At 59.9% G+C, this 16,043-nt stretch carries 14 protein-coding genes; 2 read left to right on the forward strand and 12 right to left on the reverse strand.

From position 1 onward, the window contains the following. Positions 1–205 precede the first annotated feature (205 nt). The gene (locus tag HBH25_RS05640; protein ID WP_168082347.1) at positions 206–433 is read left to right on the forward strand and encodes a DUF3820 family protein; all 228 of its coding nucleotides are present in this window, start codon (positions 206–208) and stop codon (positions 431–433) included. Between the two features lie 50 nt (positions 434–483). Here HBH25_RS05640 and HBH25_RS05645 read toward each other — a convergent pair whose 3' ends face one another. Beyond that, positions 484–1,143 (reverse strand): bifunctional 4-hydroxy-2-oxoglutarate aldolase/2-dehydro-3-deoxy-phosphogluconate aldolase, encoded by a 660-nt coding sequence (locus HBH25_RS05645; RefSeq protein ID WP_168082349.1) that lies wholly within the window; start codon positions 1,141–1,143, stop codon positions 484–486. Positions 1,144–1,231: 88 nt separating this feature from the next. Beyond that, entirely contained in the window at positions 1,232–2,692 is a 1,461-nt protein-coding gene (gene zwf / locus HBH25_RS05650; RefSeq protein WP_168082351.1) for a glucose-6-phosphate dehydrogenase, read from the reverse strand. Positions 2,693–2,926: 234 nt separating this feature from the next. Here zwf and HBH25_RS05655 point away from each other — a divergent pair, with 234 nt between their 5' ends. Next, a complete protein-coding gene (locus HBH25_RS05655; protein ID WP_195755876.1) occupies positions 2,927–3,781 on the forward strand; it encodes a MurR/RpiR family transcriptional regulator in 855 nt (284 codons plus the stop codon). Between the two features lie 47 nt (positions 3,782–3,828). On the opposite strand, the gene HBH25_RS05660 is transcribed toward HBH25_RS05655, so the two are convergent. The 10 genes from HBH25_RS05660 to edd form a co-directional block, all read right to left on the reverse strand. Further along, the gene (locus HBH25_RS05660; protein ID WP_420708438.1) at positions 3,829–5,118 is read right to left on the reverse strand and encodes a carbohydrate porin; all 1,290 of its coding nucleotides are present in this window, start codon (positions 5,116–5,118) and stop codon (positions 3,829–3,831) included. Positions 5,119–5,258: 140 nt separating this feature from the next. After that, positions 5,259–6,422 (reverse strand): ABC transporter ATP-binding protein, encoded by a 1,164-nt coding sequence (locus tag HBH25_RS05665; protein ID WP_168082357.1) that lies wholly within the window; start codon positions 6,420–6,422, stop codon positions 5,259–5,261. 5 nt (positions 6,423–6,427) lie between these two features. Continuing rightward, positions 6,428–7,273, reverse strand: coding sequence for a carbohydrate ABC transporter permease (locus tag HBH25_RS05670; RefSeq protein ID WP_168082359.1), 846 nt, complete (start codon positions 7,271–7,273; stop codon positions 6,428–6,430). Then, a complete protein-coding gene (locus HBH25_RS05675) occupies positions 7,266–8,174 on the reverse strand; it encodes a carbohydrate ABC transporter permease (protein WP_168082361.1) in 909 nt (302 codons plus the stop codon). The genes HBH25_RS05670 and HBH25_RS05675 overlap by 8 nt, the downstream gene beginning before the upstream one ends. Before the next feature lie 82 nt (positions 8,175–8,256). After that, positions 8,257–9,543, reverse strand: coding sequence for an ABC transporter substrate-binding protein (locus HBH25_RS05680; RefSeq protein WP_168082363.1), 1,287 nt, complete (start codon positions 9,541–9,543; stop codon positions 8,257–8,259). A 103-nt stretch (positions 9,544–9,646) separates the two neighbouring features. Further along, the gene (locus HBH25_RS05685; protein ID WP_168082365.1) at positions 9,647–10,897 is read right to left on the reverse strand and encodes a D-mannose isomerase; all 1,251 of its coding nucleotides are present in this window, start codon (positions 10,895–10,897) and stop codon (positions 9,647–9,649) included. 148 nt (positions 10,898–11,045) lie between these two features. Further along, positions 11,046–12,446, reverse strand: a complete 1,401-nt coding sequence (locus HBH25_RS05690) for an ATP-binding protein (protein ID WP_168082699.1) — start codon at positions 12,444–12,446, stop codon at positions 11,046–11,048. 34 nt (positions 12,447–12,480) lie between these two features. Then, the gene (locus tag HBH25_RS05695; RefSeq protein WP_168082367.1) at positions 12,481–13,200 is read right to left on the reverse strand and encodes a response regulator; all 720 of its coding nucleotides are present in this window, start codon (positions 13,198–13,200) and stop codon (positions 12,481–12,483) included. Positions 13,201–13,254: 54 nt separating this feature from the next. Next, the gene (locus HBH25_RS05700; protein WP_168082369.1) at positions 13,255–14,211 is read right to left on the reverse strand and encodes a glucokinase; all 957 of its coding nucleotides are present in this window, start codon (positions 14,209–14,211) and stop codon (positions 13,255–13,257) included. Beyond that, on the reverse strand, positions 14,208–16,034 hold the full coding sequence (edd, locus tag HBH25_RS05705; RefSeq protein WP_168082371.1) for a phosphogluconate dehydratase: 1,827 nt from the start codon (positions 16,032–16,034) through the stop codon (positions 14,208–14,210). The genes HBH25_RS05700 and edd overlap by 4 nt, the downstream gene beginning before the upstream one ends. Between the last annotated feature and the right edge of the window lie 9 nt (positions 16,035–16,043).

Raw genomic sequence — 16,043 nt, forward strand, 5'->3', positions numbered from 1 at the left:
TTGCCCTTCTCCTGAATATTTAGTCGTTGTATTGACAAGAGCAGGGTCCATGCCAACTGGCAGTAATTAATAAAACCTATTATTTTCAGGCAGTTAGCTTTTAGACAAAGCATTCAACATCATTCGGAATGCAAGGCAGTGCTCGCCGGGCGTTGCAAATTGCACGCTTTGACCACGCCATTCAAATGAGCCAGACCACGCCCTTATGGATTTCCAGAAGCTTGAACTGCTTGTAACAACCCGCATGCCCTACGGTAAATACAAAGGCCGCATGCTCGCCGACCTGCCTGGAAACTATCTAGGGTGGTTTGCTCGCCAGGGGTTTCCCCATGGGGAGCTAGGGGCATTGATCGCCCTGATGCACGAGATCGATCACAACGGCTTGAATGATCTACTGGCGCCCTTGCAGAAAAAACATCAGGCCGAGAAATGAAAAAGGGTGCGCTGACCCAGCGCACCCGAACCCTTGCCCTGCCTGTACGGCTAGAACAGCGCGACGGCCTCACGGCTGCTCTGTTCGACCTTGTCCCACTCCCCTGCTTTGATCCAGGCTTTGTCTAGCATCCAGGTGCCCCCTACGCACATCACGTTGGGCAGGCTCATGTACGCTTTCAAGTTGCCTACGTTTACACCGCCGGTCGGGCAAAAACGTACGTCACCAAATGGCCCGCCAAACGCCTGGATTGCCGCCGCACCCCCGCAGATTTCAGCTGGGAACAGCTTGAAACGACGGTAGCCAAGTGCGTAGCCCATCATGATCTCTGATGCCGTGGCAATGCCTGGCAACAATGGCAGGGCGCTTTCAACACCCGCTTCGAGCATGTCCTGGGTGGCACCCGGCGTTACTACGAACTGGGCGCCGGCCGCTTCCACAGCTGCAAACATATGCCGATCCAGTACAGTGCCCGCCCCCACCGTCAGGTTCGGCCGCTGCTCACGCAACAGCTCGATAGCCTTGAGCCCAAACTTGGACCGCAGGGTCACTTCAAGGCACGTAAGCCCACCGGCGGCCAAGGCATCGGCCATCGGCAGAATTTCGCGTTCGTCGTTGATCACGATCACCGGCAGCACGCGTGCACGCTGTGCAATTTCGTCGATCAATGTGACCTTGTCCGCCATGCGGGCTTGTTGTTCAGGCGTCATAACGGCTGATCCTTGGCTCAGGGGCGCCGGTTCGTGCCCGGCAGGGTGGTTGAGAGAAGCGAAGCCAGTACTGGGCTACTGGCCGGTTTCAGATATCGCCATACCAGGACCGCCCATCACGGGTAATCAAGGCAATGGAGCTCATTGGTCCCCAGGAACCTGCAGCGTAAGGTTTAGGGGCATCACCAGAACGCTTCCAACCAGCAATCAACTGGTCACACCAGCGCCATGCATACTCGATTTCGTCCTTGCGCACGAACAGGTTCTGGTTACCCTGCATCACTTCAAGCAACAGCCGCTCGTACGCGTCAGGAATACGCGAGCTGCGGCTGTCCGACAGGTTGAGCTGCAGCGGGCCGCTCTTGAGGTGCATGCCTTTGTCCAGGCCCTGCTCCTTGGTCATCACACGTAGCGAGATACTTTCGTCCGGTTGCAGGCGGATGATCAGCTTGTTGCTGATCTGAAGCCGCTGTTCGGGTGCAAAGATGTAGTGCGGCGGCTCTTTGAAGTGGATGACGATCTGCGACAGCTTCTGCGGCATGCGCTTGCCCGTACGCAGATAGAAGGGAACGCCTGCCCAACGCCAGTTGCGGATATCTGCACGCAGGGCAACAAAGGTTTCGGTATCGCTCTGGGTATTGGAGTTTTCCTCCTCCAGGTAACCTGGCACACCACGGCCCTCGCTATAGCCGGCGATGTATTGCCCTCGAACCACATGGGTACTCAACCCCTCGCCTGTAATAGGCGCAAGTGCTTTAAGCACTTTAACTTTCTCGTCCCGAATAGCGTCTGCCGACAGGTCTGCGGGAGGGTCCATTGCGATCAGGCATAGCAACTGGAGCAGGTGGTTCTGCACCATGTCGCGCAGTTGGCCTGCCTTGTCAAAGTAGCCCCAGCGCCCTTCGATGCCCACTTTCTCGGCAACGGTGATCTCTACGTGAGAGATGTAGTTCTGATTCCACTGGGTCTCGAACAAGCTGTTGGCAAAGCGCAAGGCAATCAGGTTCTGAACCGTTTCCTTGCCCAGGTAATGGTCGATCCGGTACACCCGGTTTTCCGGGAAGTAATGCGCCACCGCGTCATTGACGCGGCGTGAAGATTCAAGGTCATGGCCGATGGGCTTTTCCAGCACCACCCGTGTGCGTTCCGCTAAGCCAGCCTTGGCGAGGTTTTCGCAAATCGCGCCATACACTGCAGCGGGTGTAGCGAAATAAGCGATGACTGGGGCAGGGCCAATGCGCTCGGCCAGGACGGCATAGTCCTCGGCAAGCAGAAAGTCGACATGCAGGTATTCAAGGCGAGCCTTGAAACGTGCCAGGTGATCGTCGTCCAATTCTGCTGCAGGTACAAACTCATGCAACTGCTCGTCAATTCTTGTCAGGTGCGCAGCGGTGTCACCTGGCTCACGAGCCAGGGCAAACAACCGAGTCTCGGGGTGGAGCAGGCCTGCCCGTTCCAACTGGTACAGCGCTGGAAACAGCTTGCGCAGGGCCAGGTCACCGAGGGCGCCGAATAAAGCGAAGGTGCAAGGTTCGGAAATTGACAGCATGATATAGGTTCTTTTATCAAGTTGGACGAGTATTACGGGTTTGAGGCCCGCGTATCAAGCCAAAAGTAGTAATAAAACAACAAGCCCAGGGCTTGCTGCATCGGTACTGGTGATTGGCGGGCCCCATCAGTACGATAGACCACCCATTTTCCCCACCGCACAGGGCGCCGCGCCAGAAAACGACCCGCGGTGCCCCGCAGTGCCAGTGGCCCCACAGGAGAGTACATGGATCGCGTGCGCAACCTACTGGAGCAGATCCAGGGTCGCCTTGAAGACCTGAACAAAGCGGAGCGCAAGGTTGCCGAGGTTATTCTAAGCAATCCCCAGCAGGCCACCCGGTTCAGTATCGCCGCCCTTGCCCAGGCCGCCAAGGTCAGTGAACCTACGGTAAACCGATTCTGCCGGTCCTTCGAGGTCAGCGGCTACCCCGAACTGAAACTTCAACTGGCCCAAAGCCTGGCCAGCGGTGCAGCTTATGTGAGCCGGGCCGTAGCGCCAGACGATGACCCTGCTGCCTATACACAAAAGATTTTTTCCAGCGCCATTGCCTCGCTGGACAGCGTTTGCCAGCAACTGGACCCACAACTGATCAGCCGCGCTGTGGATATGATGATCCAGGCCCGGCAGATCCATTTCTTCGGGCTGGGTGCTTCCGCCCCTGTCGCCGTAGACGCTCAGCACAAGTTTTTCCGCTTCAACCTGCCGGTCTCCGCCCATGCAGACGTATTGATGCAACGCATGCTGGCTTCGGTAGCGCACACGGGGGAGCTCTTCGTGATTATTTCCTACACCGGGCGTACTCGCGAATTGGTGGAGGTGGCGCGTATCGCCAGGGAGAATGGCGCTTCGGTACTGGGCCTGACCTCGGCCGGTTCGCCGCTGGCGCAGGCCAGCAGCCTCAGCCTGAACATCCCATTGCCTGAAGACACGGACATCTACATGCCCATGACTTCGCGCATTATCCAATTGACGGTGCTGGATGTGCTGGCTACAGGCATGACCCTGCGCCGTGGCTCGGATTTCCAGCCACATTTGCGCAAGATCAAGGAAAGCCTGAACGCCAGCCGTTACCCCCTCGAAGAGGGTTGATGGCGGCTGGCTGTGCTGTCGCCTGAAGGCGACAGCGTGCTACAGGGTTAGAACTTGGACTGCACCTTCAAACCGGCAACCAGGGCGTTGTCCACATCGTCCACGCCGCCTGGGCGCTTGATGTACTGCAGGTTGGGGCGCACGGTAAGCCAGTTGGTGACGTGGAAGCCGTAATAGATTTCCGCGTCGTACTCGCTGCTGCGTATTGGAACGAACGTCGGATTGTCATAGTCGTCGATGCCGTTCAGGGCATTGGCGAGGCGGGCATTGTCCGAGACGTCATCGTTAACATGGATACGCGCCAGGCCTACGCCGATGTCGTCTTTGGGACGGCCATCGAACAGGCCCTTGTACACAAAGCCAACCTGTTGGTAGTTATCCACAACGGTCGTGGCTTTGTCGTGCACAGTGGCGTTGGCAAAGATACTCAGGCCGCGGCTTGGGTCGCCATTGTGACTGGTCAGCTGTTGCTGGGCCACGATCCAGGCACCGTGCTTGCTGCCGTGGCGGCGGAAATCGCCCCCGCTGGCGGCTTGCAGTTGGCCGTCTTCGCCTTCGGACACGTCGTTGGCTTTGGCTGTGCTGTAGTAGTAACCGGCACGGTACTCGCCTGGCAGGCCATTGACCGAGGGCGACCACACCACTTCCACTGGGATGATAGCGCCTTTGGTACCGCTGCCACTGAGCTTCCAGGCATTGCCTGTTTCCAGGTAGGACGGGTTCTGCTCATACGCACCAATCTGCGCATAGAACTCTGGCGTGATGTTGTACTTCACGCGCAGTGCCCATTGGGACACAGGCCAGTTGTACCAGATGTCGCCAATCCAGTTACCCACTTGAGAACCGCAGAACGCCAGGTTCTGGAAATCGCATGGGAAGCTGTTGAAGTCCTCGCCTTCGCCGAAGCGGCCGAACTTCACATCCAGCTTGTCGTCCAGGAAGGTCTGCTTGACCCACATCTGGGTGAGCCGCCAGGTTTGGCCGCGGCCCCAGACTTCCTGGGAGGAGCTGAGGGTGCCGGCACGAGGGTCGCCAATGCGATCGTTGCTGATGTTGCGACCACTACGCTCGGTGACCGCCAGCTTGAACTCCGCACCATGCCAGCCGAACAGCTTTTCCAGGTCCAGCTGCACGCCTAGGGCGAACTGGTCGGAATAACGGGCAGTACGGTCGTCGTTGTAGCCACCATTGAGGTTGGTGGCCGCTTCACCGACGTATTCGAGGGTGAAGTCATAGCCTTTGTCGTACAGCTCATGGCGCAACCCGCCCCAGTCGCCGGTGCCGTATTGGGAGGCATCGTAGGGCTTGGCGGCATAGGCCGTTGTAGCCAGCCCCATGGCGCCGAGCACCGACAGCTGGCGTGCCAGCCGGAAGGTCCTTTTTTTAGTGGTAATTTGCTTCTTCATTCCCTGGCTACCCTCGTTGTTTTATTGTTATTAAAACGCTGTGTTGTGTGCCTTTGTGTGTTGGCACGCTCTTAATGGCGGCCGGCGAACCGGGCCACGTTGTCATCTGACGGCTGTATGGCAGCAGCCTCCGTCACACCAAGCCGTTCACCCGTAACGGCGTCGAACAACAGCACCTTGCTTGGGTCGAAACGTACATCAAGTGTCTCGCCTATCACGGGGGCGTCGTCCGGTGCCACGCGGCAACACACCTTGGTGTCGTTCAAGGTCACGAACACCAAGGTGTCCGGGCCGGTGGGCTCGGTCACCTGAACCTCAGCGCGCAGGCCTGGCAAGGCACTACCGGCTTCCCTGGCTACAACCAGCTGTTCAGGGCGTACGCCCAGGATCACGTCACGGTCTTCAAGGCCAGCGGTATGCACGCCAAGTGGCAATTCGCAACGCGCCTGCCCGCTGTCCAGCACTGCCACCAAACCTGTATCCCTGCGCTGTAAGCGTAGCGGAATAAAGTTCATGGGGGGAGAACCGATAAAGCTGGCGACGAACAGGTTGGCCGGATTGTTGTAGATGTCCTTGGGCGTACCGAACTGTTGGATGATCCCGTCCTTCATCACGGCCACCTTGTCACCCAGTGTCATGGCTTCGATCTGGTCATGGGTCACGTACACGGTAGTGGTGCGCAAACGCTGGTGCATCAGCTTGATTTCGGTGCGCATTTCTACCCGCAACTTGGCGTCCAGGTTCGACAGCGGCTCATCGAACAGGTAGATCTTCGGCCGCCTTGCCAAGGCCCGGCCCATGGCGACCCGCTGTTGCTGGCCGCCTGACAATTGGCCTGGCTTGCGTGAAAGCAAATGTTCAATTTGCAGCAGCTTGGCCACGCGCGCGACTTCCTGATCGATCTCGGCGGTAGGCATTTTGCGGATTTTCAGCCCAAAGGCAATGTTTTCCCGCACAGTCATGGTGGGGTACAGCGCATAGGACTGGAACACCATGGCAATGTCCCTGTCTTTCGGGCTCATGCCGCTGATGTCGACCCCGTCGAGCATGATGGCGCCGCCCGTTATATTCTCCAGGCCGGCAATGCAGTTCATGAGGGTGGATTTGCCACAACCTGACGGGCCTACAAGAATCAGAAACTCCCCAGCGTCAATCTGCAGCTGGATGTTCTTGAGGGTATCCGGCAAACCAGTGCCGTAGGTTTTGATCACGTTACGCAGTTCGAGCGCTGCCATTTGCCTTACCCCTTGACCGCGCCGGCCGTAAGCCCACGCAGGAAATACTTGCCCGCCAGTACATACACCAGCAGTGTCGGTAGCCCGGCGATCATCGCCGCGGCCATGTCTACGTTATATTCCTTCACGCCGGTGCTGGTATTGACCAGGTTGTTCAGCGCAACGGTAATCGGCTGAGCGTCGCCACTGGCGAACACCACACCGAACAGGAAGTCGTTCCAGATCTGCGTGAACTGCCAGATCAGGCACACCATGATGGTGGGAATCGACATGGGCAGCAGAATGCGCCCGAAAATCGTAAAGAACCCTGCCCCGTCCAGCCGCGCCGCACTCACCAGCGCGTTGGGTACGCTGACGTAGAAGTTACGGAAGAACAGTGTGGTGAACGCCAGCCCGTACACCACATGGACCAGAACCAGGCCGGTGGTCGTGTTGGCCAGGCCCATCTGGCCCAGGGTGAAGGAGGCTGGCAGCAATACTGTCTGGAACGGCAGGAAGCAGCCGAACAGCAACAGGCCGAAGAACAGCTGGGAGCCACGGAAGCGCCACATGGACAGCACATAGCCATTCAGGGCACCCACGAACGTGGAGATCAGCACAGCCGGCACCGTGATCTTTACCGAGTTCCAGAAGTAGCCACCCACGGTGTTCCACGCCTTGCCCCAGCCGTCTACGGTAAATACCTGAGGCAGGCTCAGCAGGTTGCCGGCAAATACATCTTCCGGCGATTTGAAGCTGGTGAGCAGCATCACTACCAGCGGTACCAGGTAAATGGCCGCAGCGACCAGCAATACGGTGTAGATCGCCACCCGGTCAAGGGTCAGGCCTTGCTTGAGGCGGGTATCAGTCATGGCGCTTGCCTCGCAGTTCCGAATAGAGGTAAGGCACCAGGATGGCCAGGATGGCCCCTAGCATTAGCATGGCGCTGGCCGAGCCCACGCCCATCTGGCCACGGCTGAAGGTGAAGGAATACATGAACACGGCGGGAAGGTCCGAGGCATAGCCTGGCCCACCGGCTGTCATGGCCATCACCAAGTCAAAGCTTTTGATCGCGATGTGAGCGAGGATCATGAAGGCACTGAAGAACACCGGGCGCAGGCTAGGAAGCACAATCTTCAGGTAGATGGTGGGCAAGCTGGCGCCGTCGACCTGGGCCGCGCGTACGATGGAGCTGTCCACGCCACGCAGGCCGGCCAGGAACAGCGCCATCACAAAGCCGGACGCCTGCCATACAGCAGCGATCACCACGCAATAAATCACACGGTCCTGATCCACCAGCCAGTCCAGGCGAAAGCCTTCCCAACCCCAGTCACGTAGCATCTTGTCCAAGCCCAGGCCTGGGTTGAGCAGCCATTTCCAGGCGGTGCCGGTCACGATCATGGACAGGGCCATGGGGTAGAGGTAAATCGTGCGAAGGAAACCTTCGCGGCGAATGCGCTGGTCTAGCAGCACGGCCAGAAAAACGCCGATCACCAGGCTGATGGCAATGAACATGCCGCCGAAGACCGCCAGGTTTTTGCTGGCGACCCACCAACGGTCGTTCTCCATCAACCGCATGTATTGTTGCAGGCCTACAAACTTGTAGGTCGGCATGAAGGTAGAACTGGTAAACGAAAGGATGAACGTCCAGATGATGTAACCGTAAAAGCCCACCAGCACGACAAGCATGCTTGGGGCCAACACCAGCTTGGGCAGCCAGCGTTGCAGGGCATCCAGGGGCGAGGCTTTGCTCAAGGCCGCTACTGAGCTCATAAACTTGGGTTCCGCTGAAAGCATTCGGGTTCGAGCTCGCCACTGCGGTCAGGCACAGGCCCGCAGTGGCGAGGGTACGGCGTTACTTAGCTGACTTGATAGCGCTTGCCAGTTGCTTGGCAGCCGCGGCTGGATCGGCCTTGGTGTTATTGATGTAGTTGGTGACTACGTCAAAGATCGCGCCTTGAACGGCCAGAGAGGTCGCCATGTTGTGCGCCATGCTTGGCTGCAGGCCGCCGCTCTTGTCGTCCGCTACGAAGTCCTTGGCTGCCTGCTGTGCACAGGAATCGAAACCAAGTTTCTCCATGTCGTTCTGCATGTCGGTGCGAACAGGGATCGAGCCTTTGTTGATGCTGAACACCTTCTGGAAGTCGGTGCCCAAGGCAACCTTGGCCAAATCTTGCTGAGCGGCAATGGTGTTCTTGTCTTTGACCAGGAACACGGCCAAGGAGTCGATGTTGTACGTGAAGGCCTTTTCGGTGCCTGGGAACGGCACACACTGGTAGTCCTTGCCGGCGATTTTCTTCGCGGCGGTCCACTCGCTCTTGGCCCAGTCACCCATGGCCTGCATGCCCGCCTTGCCGCTGATCACGTCACCGGCCGCCAGGTTCCAGTCACGCCCGGCACGGTTGGCATCCATGTAGGTAGCGACTTTCTTGAGCTCGGTAAAGGCCTTGACCATGTCCGGGCCCGTAAGCGTGCCCTCATCCAGGTCTACGAACGCCTTCTTGAAGCCTTCCGGCCCCATTACCGACAGCACCACATCTTCGAACACGGTGCTGTCCTGCCACGGTTGGCCGCCATGCGCCAATGCAATGAAGCCAGCAGCCTTGAGCTTGTCGCCTGCTGCATAGAATTCTTCAAGGGTGGTAGGCGCCTTGTCGATGCCGGCCTTCTTGAACACTTCCGGGTTGATCCACAGCCAGTTCACACGGTGGATGTTCACAGGCACCGCAACGTATTTGCCTTCGTACTTGACGGTGTCAGCCACTTTCTTGGACAGCAGCCCGTCCCAGTTTTCCTGCTTGGCCACATCAGTGAGCGCGTCAGGGTTCAACAGGCCAGTGCTGGCCCATTCCTGGATATCCGGGCCTTTGATCTGGGCCACACCCGGCGGGTTACCGGCCATGGCGCGGCTTTTCAGTACGGTCATTGCGGTCGAGCCGCCACCACCGGCGACAGCACCGTCCTTCCAGGTGAAGCCGTCTTTTTCCACCTGCGCCTTGAGCACGTCAACAGCGGCTTTTTCACCACCCGAAGTCCACCAATGCACGACTTCGACCGTGCCTTTGCTGTCGGCAGCCTGGGCAGCGAAGGGAAAGAGTGTGGCGAGGGATATGACTGTAGCGAGGCGATTGATCGCGTTCATTGAGTTACCTTTTTGTTGTTATGCATTGCAAGTCTGGCGCTTGCGCTGCGGGAAGTGTATGCAGGGTATTCAGCATGCCGGGTAACGAATGGATGCAGTTTTGTCACAACTTGGTGACAACTGGCTCCCCAACGCCGGTGGCCAGGCTTCGCGCCAACGGCAGTGTAGGCAAGAGCACTGCCTGAAGGGCATGGTAAAGGTCAGGCTTGCCACCCCACACTTGCGCTGAAGGCCTGTTATAGGCGTCCAGTTCGTGATGCCAACTGCCCTTGATCGTATCCAGCAGGTAGGTCGCAGAGAACTCCCAGAAGGTGCGGTACCACTGTTCGTATTCGCTTTCCCCGGTACGTTGCAGCAACGCCGCTGCCGCCGAACTAGCTTCGGCATGCACCCAATGCATGCGCTGCCGGACCACGGGCTGATCGTTCCAGTCCAGGGTGTAAACCAGCCCAGGCGCACCGTCCACATGCCAGGCGGTATGGCAGGCCTTTGCAAACAGTGCACGGGCATCGGCCAGCAGCCAGGCCGGCGCGTCCAAGTTGCGCAGGCTTAGGGCTGCCTCAAGGTGCAGCAATAGCCGGGCCCATTCGAATGCATGCCCGGGTGTGCTGCCGTAAGGCCGGAAAGGGTCCGCCGGCTGGTCATGGTTATAGTCCAGTGCAGGGGCCCAGCCAGGGCTGAAGTGCTCGATCACCCGGTGCCCGTTGCTGGCGGCGTGCTGGTGAATAACACGCGCACAGATCCGCACTGCCCGCTCCAGCCATTTCACCTCACCTGTTACGTCCGCCAGGGCCAGGAAGGCTTCGACCGTGTGCATGTTGCTGTTGGCGCCCCGGTAGGCTTCCTCGTTCGCCCAGGCCCGATCAAAGGCTTCGCGCATGGCACCTTCAGTTTCGCTCCAGAAGTGCTTTTCAATGATACGGATGGCCTTGGCCAACAGTTCGGTCGCCCCTGGCCGGGCAGCTGCCACGGCAGAGCTGGCCGCCAGCGCCACGAAGGCATGCAGGTAGGCCGCCTTGCCCTCGTCCCTGGCCATGTTGGCGGTGTTGTACCAGCCGCCGTGTTCAGGGTCTTGCAGGCAGCCTTCAAGGGCGGCAATGCCATGATCGATGTACCCGGCATAGCCCGGCACACCCTTCAGGTGCATCAGGGCAAAACTGTGGGTCATGCGGGTGGTGATCAACGTTTGAGCAGTGGTGTCGGCAAGCTGACCGCTGTCATCGAGGGGGCCGAAGCCTTCGGCCAGCCGGGAGGCCTTGGCAAAATCAGCCAGCCGGGCCGCCTCGGCCGTGAGCCACTGCTGGTGCGCAGGTGCAGCCAGCCAACTGTTGTATGCAGGTTGGAACCTGTTCATGGAAGCCCTTTGGTTTTTATTGTTCGCGCTGGAGTGTAACCAAGGGCAATGGCGGCACGGGTAACGAAGCGGTTTTTAAATGTCACAGGGCGGTGACGTTCATGCCGGGTGTGGCCAGCCCCGTGGCGGCCAAGCCGTTTGCAAACCGTTAGCGACGGGGAAGGTACAGTGTCACCCGCAAGCCACCTGCGGGTAGGTTCTGAAGGGTGATCTCACCCCCATGGCTATGGGCGATGTTGCGTGCGATACCTAGCCCCAAACCGTAGCCCTGCTGGTTGCTGGACAAACGCACATGGGGCTCGAACACCGTTTCCAAGCGTTGCGCGGGTACACCAGGCCCTTCGTCGTCCACATGGAGCACAAAGGCCTTTGCCGAATCCTCCACAAACAGGTGCGCCCGGTCGCCATACTTGAGCGCATTGTCGATCAGGTTGCCCATGCAGCGCTTGAGTGCCAGCGGCTTGCCCCGGTAGGCGCGGCGCGCCCCCCCTTCCAGGGTCACACGGCCCTCTCCGGCCTGCCCAAGGTACGGCTCCACCAGGCAATCAAGCACTTGGTTGAGGTCCACCCGCTCGATGTTCTCGTGAATGTCTGTGTCTTTCACGCACTGCAGAGCACCTTTTACCAACAGGTCCAGCTCGTCCAAATCCCGGTTGAAGCGTGTATGCAGTGTTTCATCCTCCAGCAGCTCGACACGCAGGCGCAGCCGGGTAATAGGCGTACGCAGGTCATGGGAAATGGCGCTGAACAGCAGGCTGCGCTCCGTCAGGTAACGGCTGATACGATCGCGCATGGCATTGAAGGCACGGCTGACTTCCATGACTTCGCTCCCACCCCCTTCGGCAAGGGGCTTTTGGGGTTCTTCACCCAGCGACAATTCGCGCGCCGCCTGGGCCAACCGTTTCAAGGGGCGGCTTTGCCAATGCACCAGCAACCCGATGAACACCAGCAGGAAGGCGCTGGTCAGCCCAATGAATAGCAATTGCTGGGCAGGCAGGCCCTCCTCGTCCAGGCTGGTGTAGGGCTCGGGCAATAGTGAAGCAATGTACAGCCACTCCCCGTCACCCAAGTGTATCTGGGTCACCATCACCGGCGGGTTGACCGGTTCCAGGGTCAAGGCGTAATGCGCCCAGGAGCGCGGCAAATCGTCCAAGGCCAACCCGCTGTTGAATATGCGCAGGTCCTGCGGCGTCACGAACTGCACCGTCAAGCTCACCTGCTCCCCCAATTGCTGGTGAAGTACGGCCTCCACGGCACTGACCACTGCCTGGCGCCGGGGCGAGGGGCCTAACACCCGCATGCTCAAGGGCTTGTCGTTGAGGGACACGAAGAACCGTGTTCCGCCCATGCTGCGCAACTGGTCCAGCACCAGTGGCCGGTAGGCCAATGGCAGAGAGCGGAAATAGCTGACACTGGCCGACATGGAATGCGCCAGGCTGCGAGCGCTGGTTACGACACCCTCCAGCTGGGTTTCCCGTAGTTGAGACAGCCAAATGACGCTGGACAGGGTTTGCGCCAGCAACACCGCCAGCAATGTCAGCATCAGCATGCGCCCCAGCAACGAGCGTGGCAGGGGCAGGCGTTTAAGCAGCGACAACGTGAGCGGCCAGCAGGTACCCACTGCCGCGTACAGTACGGATCAGCCGAGGCGGTTTGTCTGTATCGCGCAGCCGTTGCCGCAGGCGGCTGACGGCCATGTCAACGATGCGGTCCAGGGGCATGGGTTCACGGCCGCGGGTCGCATTGCCAATGGTGTCGCGGTCCAGAATCTGTTGGGGGTGGTCCAGGAACAGCTTGAGCAAGGCGAAATCCGCGCCGGAAAGAATGACCTCTTCGCCGTCCACATGGAACAGGCGGTGGCTGATTACATCCAGCCGCCACTCATCGAAGGCGAGCAGCTCGCTGACGCGCTCGCTGCCAAATTGGGCCCGCCGTAGCAAGGCCTTGATACGGGCCTGCAATTCGCGGGGGCTGAAGGGTTTGCCAAGGTAGTCGTCCGCCCCCAGCTCCAGGCCCACGATGCGGTCGGCCTCGTCGGAACTGGCAGTGAGCATGATAATGGGCACATGGGCCTGCCGAGGGTGCTGGCGCGCCCACCGGCACAGGCTGAAGCCGTCTTCATCGGGCAGCATGATGTCCAGGATGACCAGGTCTACGCTGGCCGCGTTGAACGCGTCACGAAAGCCCTGGCCATCGCTGACCGCATGAACCTGGAAGCCGGCGCGGCCCAGGTATGTGGTCAGCAGCTCTCGAATGTCCTGGTCGTCGTCTACCAGAAGGATGGTTTTGCCGGCAGTGGTCACAGCGTTTATTTCCCGTCAGCCCGGGTCGTCGCCCGTTCGACGCCGATTAGACGCTCAAGCTGCCCCTTCCCGCAAGGCCACACCGGCACCAATCAGGCCGGAAAACTCGGCCGTGACCACCCAGACCGGTACATTTGAGAAATATCCGCTCATGCAACCCTTGTCTGCGAAGCTGTCCTTGAAACCGCTGGCCAGGAACAGCTCGATGAATTTAGGGATCACACCGCCCACAATGTACACACCGCCCAACCCACCGACGGTCAATACGTTGTTACCCGCCACCCGCCCCAGGAAACGGCAGAACTGGTCGATGGTCTGGCAGGCCACGTCATCACCCTTGAGCGCCAGCTCGGTCACCTGTGACGGCGAAGTTGCCTTGGCTACGCGGTCATCCACGGCACAGATCGCCTGGTAGAGCCGCAACAGGCCACCGCCGCTGAGAATGGTTTCGGCGCTGACATGGCCGATTTCATCTTGGATATGCTGGCGCAGTTTGGCTTCACGCGCATTGCCCACAGGCAGGTCCACATGGCCTCCCTCCCCCGGCAAAGCCATATAGTGGCCGTTTTCCAGGCGAAGCAACGTGCCCACGCCCAGGCCCGTGCCCGGCCCGATGACCACAGCAGGCCGGCGCGGCTGTGCCTGGCCTTCACACACGGTCTTGAATTCGCCTTCCTGCAGCTGCGTCATGCCTAACGCCATGGCAGTGAAGTCATTGATCAACAGCAACCGCTGCACACTCAACGTGCTGCAAAACGCCTTCTGGCTGATCCGCCAATGGCTGTTGGTGAACCGGAACTCATCGCCGGACACCGGCCCGGCTACCGCCAGGCAGACGGAACTGATCGCACCGGCAGCCAGGCCCTGGTCTTTGAGGTACTGACCAATAGCTTGCTCGGGGCTGGTGTAATCGGCGGTGGCAAACACCTGAACTGCCCGGATGGCCCCATTTTCCCACAGGGCGAAACGTGCATTGGTGCCGCCGATATCACCTACCAGTGACAATGTCATGTAAGGGCTCCCAAAGCCGAGGTAAAGGCGCTGGCGCCCTGCTCGGCCGAGCTGAACGCCACGCGCATGAAACTGAACAGTTCGCGACCACAGCCCACGCTGCTGTCGATTGTAGGCACGGCGGGTTCACGTGCGGCAAATTCGGCAGGGTCTACCTTGATTTCAAGGGTCCCGGTCGTGCCGTCTACGCGAATGATGTCACCATCACGCACCCTGGCCAGCGGCCCACCCGCTGCCCCTTCAGGGCACACGTGGATCGCGGCCGGGATCTTGCCCGAAGCACCTGACATTCGTCCATCAGTAACCAACGCTACTTTGAAACCCCGGTCCTGCAACACGCCCAGGAACGGCGTCATCTTATGCAACTCCGGCATGCCGTTGGCACGCGGCCCCTGGAATCGCATAACGGCCACCAGGTCGCGCTCCAGCTCGCCTGCCTTGAACGCGTCGGCCAAGGCCTGCTGGTCCTCGAACACCCGGGCGGGGGCTTCGACCACACGGAATTCAGGCGCCACAGCCGACACCTTCATCACGCCCCTGCCCAGGTTGCCTTCCATCACCCGAAGCCCGCCTTCGGTAGAGAACGGTCGGCTGGCCGGGCGCAGGATGGCTTCGTCCAGGCTGGCCACTGGGCCTTCACGGAACACCACGTTGCCGTTGTCCAGGAAAGGTTCACGGGTGTAGGCCTTGAGGCCCTTGCCCATCACCGTGTTCACGTCCTCATGCAGCAGGCCGGCCTCCAGCAGTTCGCGGATCAGGAACGCCATGCCACCCGCCGCCTGGAAGTGGTTGATGTCGGCTTTGCCGTTGGGGTACACGTTGGACAGCGTTGGCACTACCTCGGAGAGGTCGGCCATGTCTTTCCAGGTCAACTGGATGCCAGCGGCCATGGCGATCGCGGGCAGGTGCAGTGTGTGGTTGGTGGAGCCGCCCGTGGCGTGCAGGGCCACGCAGGCGTTGACCAATGCCCGCTCGTCCACGATTTCACCCAAGGGCATGAAGGCGCCGCTGGCTTTGGTAATGCGCGTCACTTGCTGTGCGGCTTCCACTGTGAGCGCTTCGCGCAGCGGCGTATTGGGGTTGATGAAGGACGAGCCTGGCAGGTGCAGGCCCATCACTTCCATCACCAACTGGTTGGTATTGGCGGTGCCGTAGAACGTGCAGGTGCCAGGGGCGTGGTAGGAGTTCATCTCCGACTCCAGCAATTCCTCGCGGGTAGCCTTGCCTTCGGCGTAGCGCTGGCGCACATCCGCTTTCTGCTTGTTGGAGATCCCCGAGGGCATGGGGCCGCCTGGCACGAAAATGGTCGGCAAGTGGCCAAAGCGCAGTGCGCCGATCATCAGGCCGGGCACAATCTTGTCGCAGATGCCCAGGCACAAAGCGGCGTCGAACATGTTGTGAGACAACGCCACGGCCGTGGCCATGGCAATGGTTTCGCGGCTGGCGATGGACAACTCCATACCCGGCTCGCCTTGCGTCACACCATCGCACATGGCGGGTACACCACCGGCGAACTGCCCCACCGAGCCCATTTCACGCAGTGCGGCCTTGATCACCTCAGGGTAGCGCTCATAGGGCTGGTGGGCCGACAGCATGTCGTTGTAGGCCGACACGATAGCCACGTTGGCCGCATTGAGCAGGCGTAGCTGGTGCTTGTCCTCCGCGCCGCACCCGGCCACGCCATGGGCAAAGTTGGCGCATTGCAGCTTGCCGCGCTGAGGCCCCTCGGTCGCGGCGGCACGGATCATGGCCAGGTAACGCTCGCGCGTGGGGCGGCTGCGTTCGATCAGCCGTTGGGTAACCTCGAGGACGCGGGGATGCATGTAAGACTC

The sequence above is a fragment of the Pseudomonas quercus genome (genome assembly GCF_012033695.1).
Classification (GTDB): Bacteria; Pseudomonadota; Gammaproteobacteria; order Pseudomonadales; family Pseudomonadaceae; genus Aquipseudomonas; species Aquipseudomonas quercus.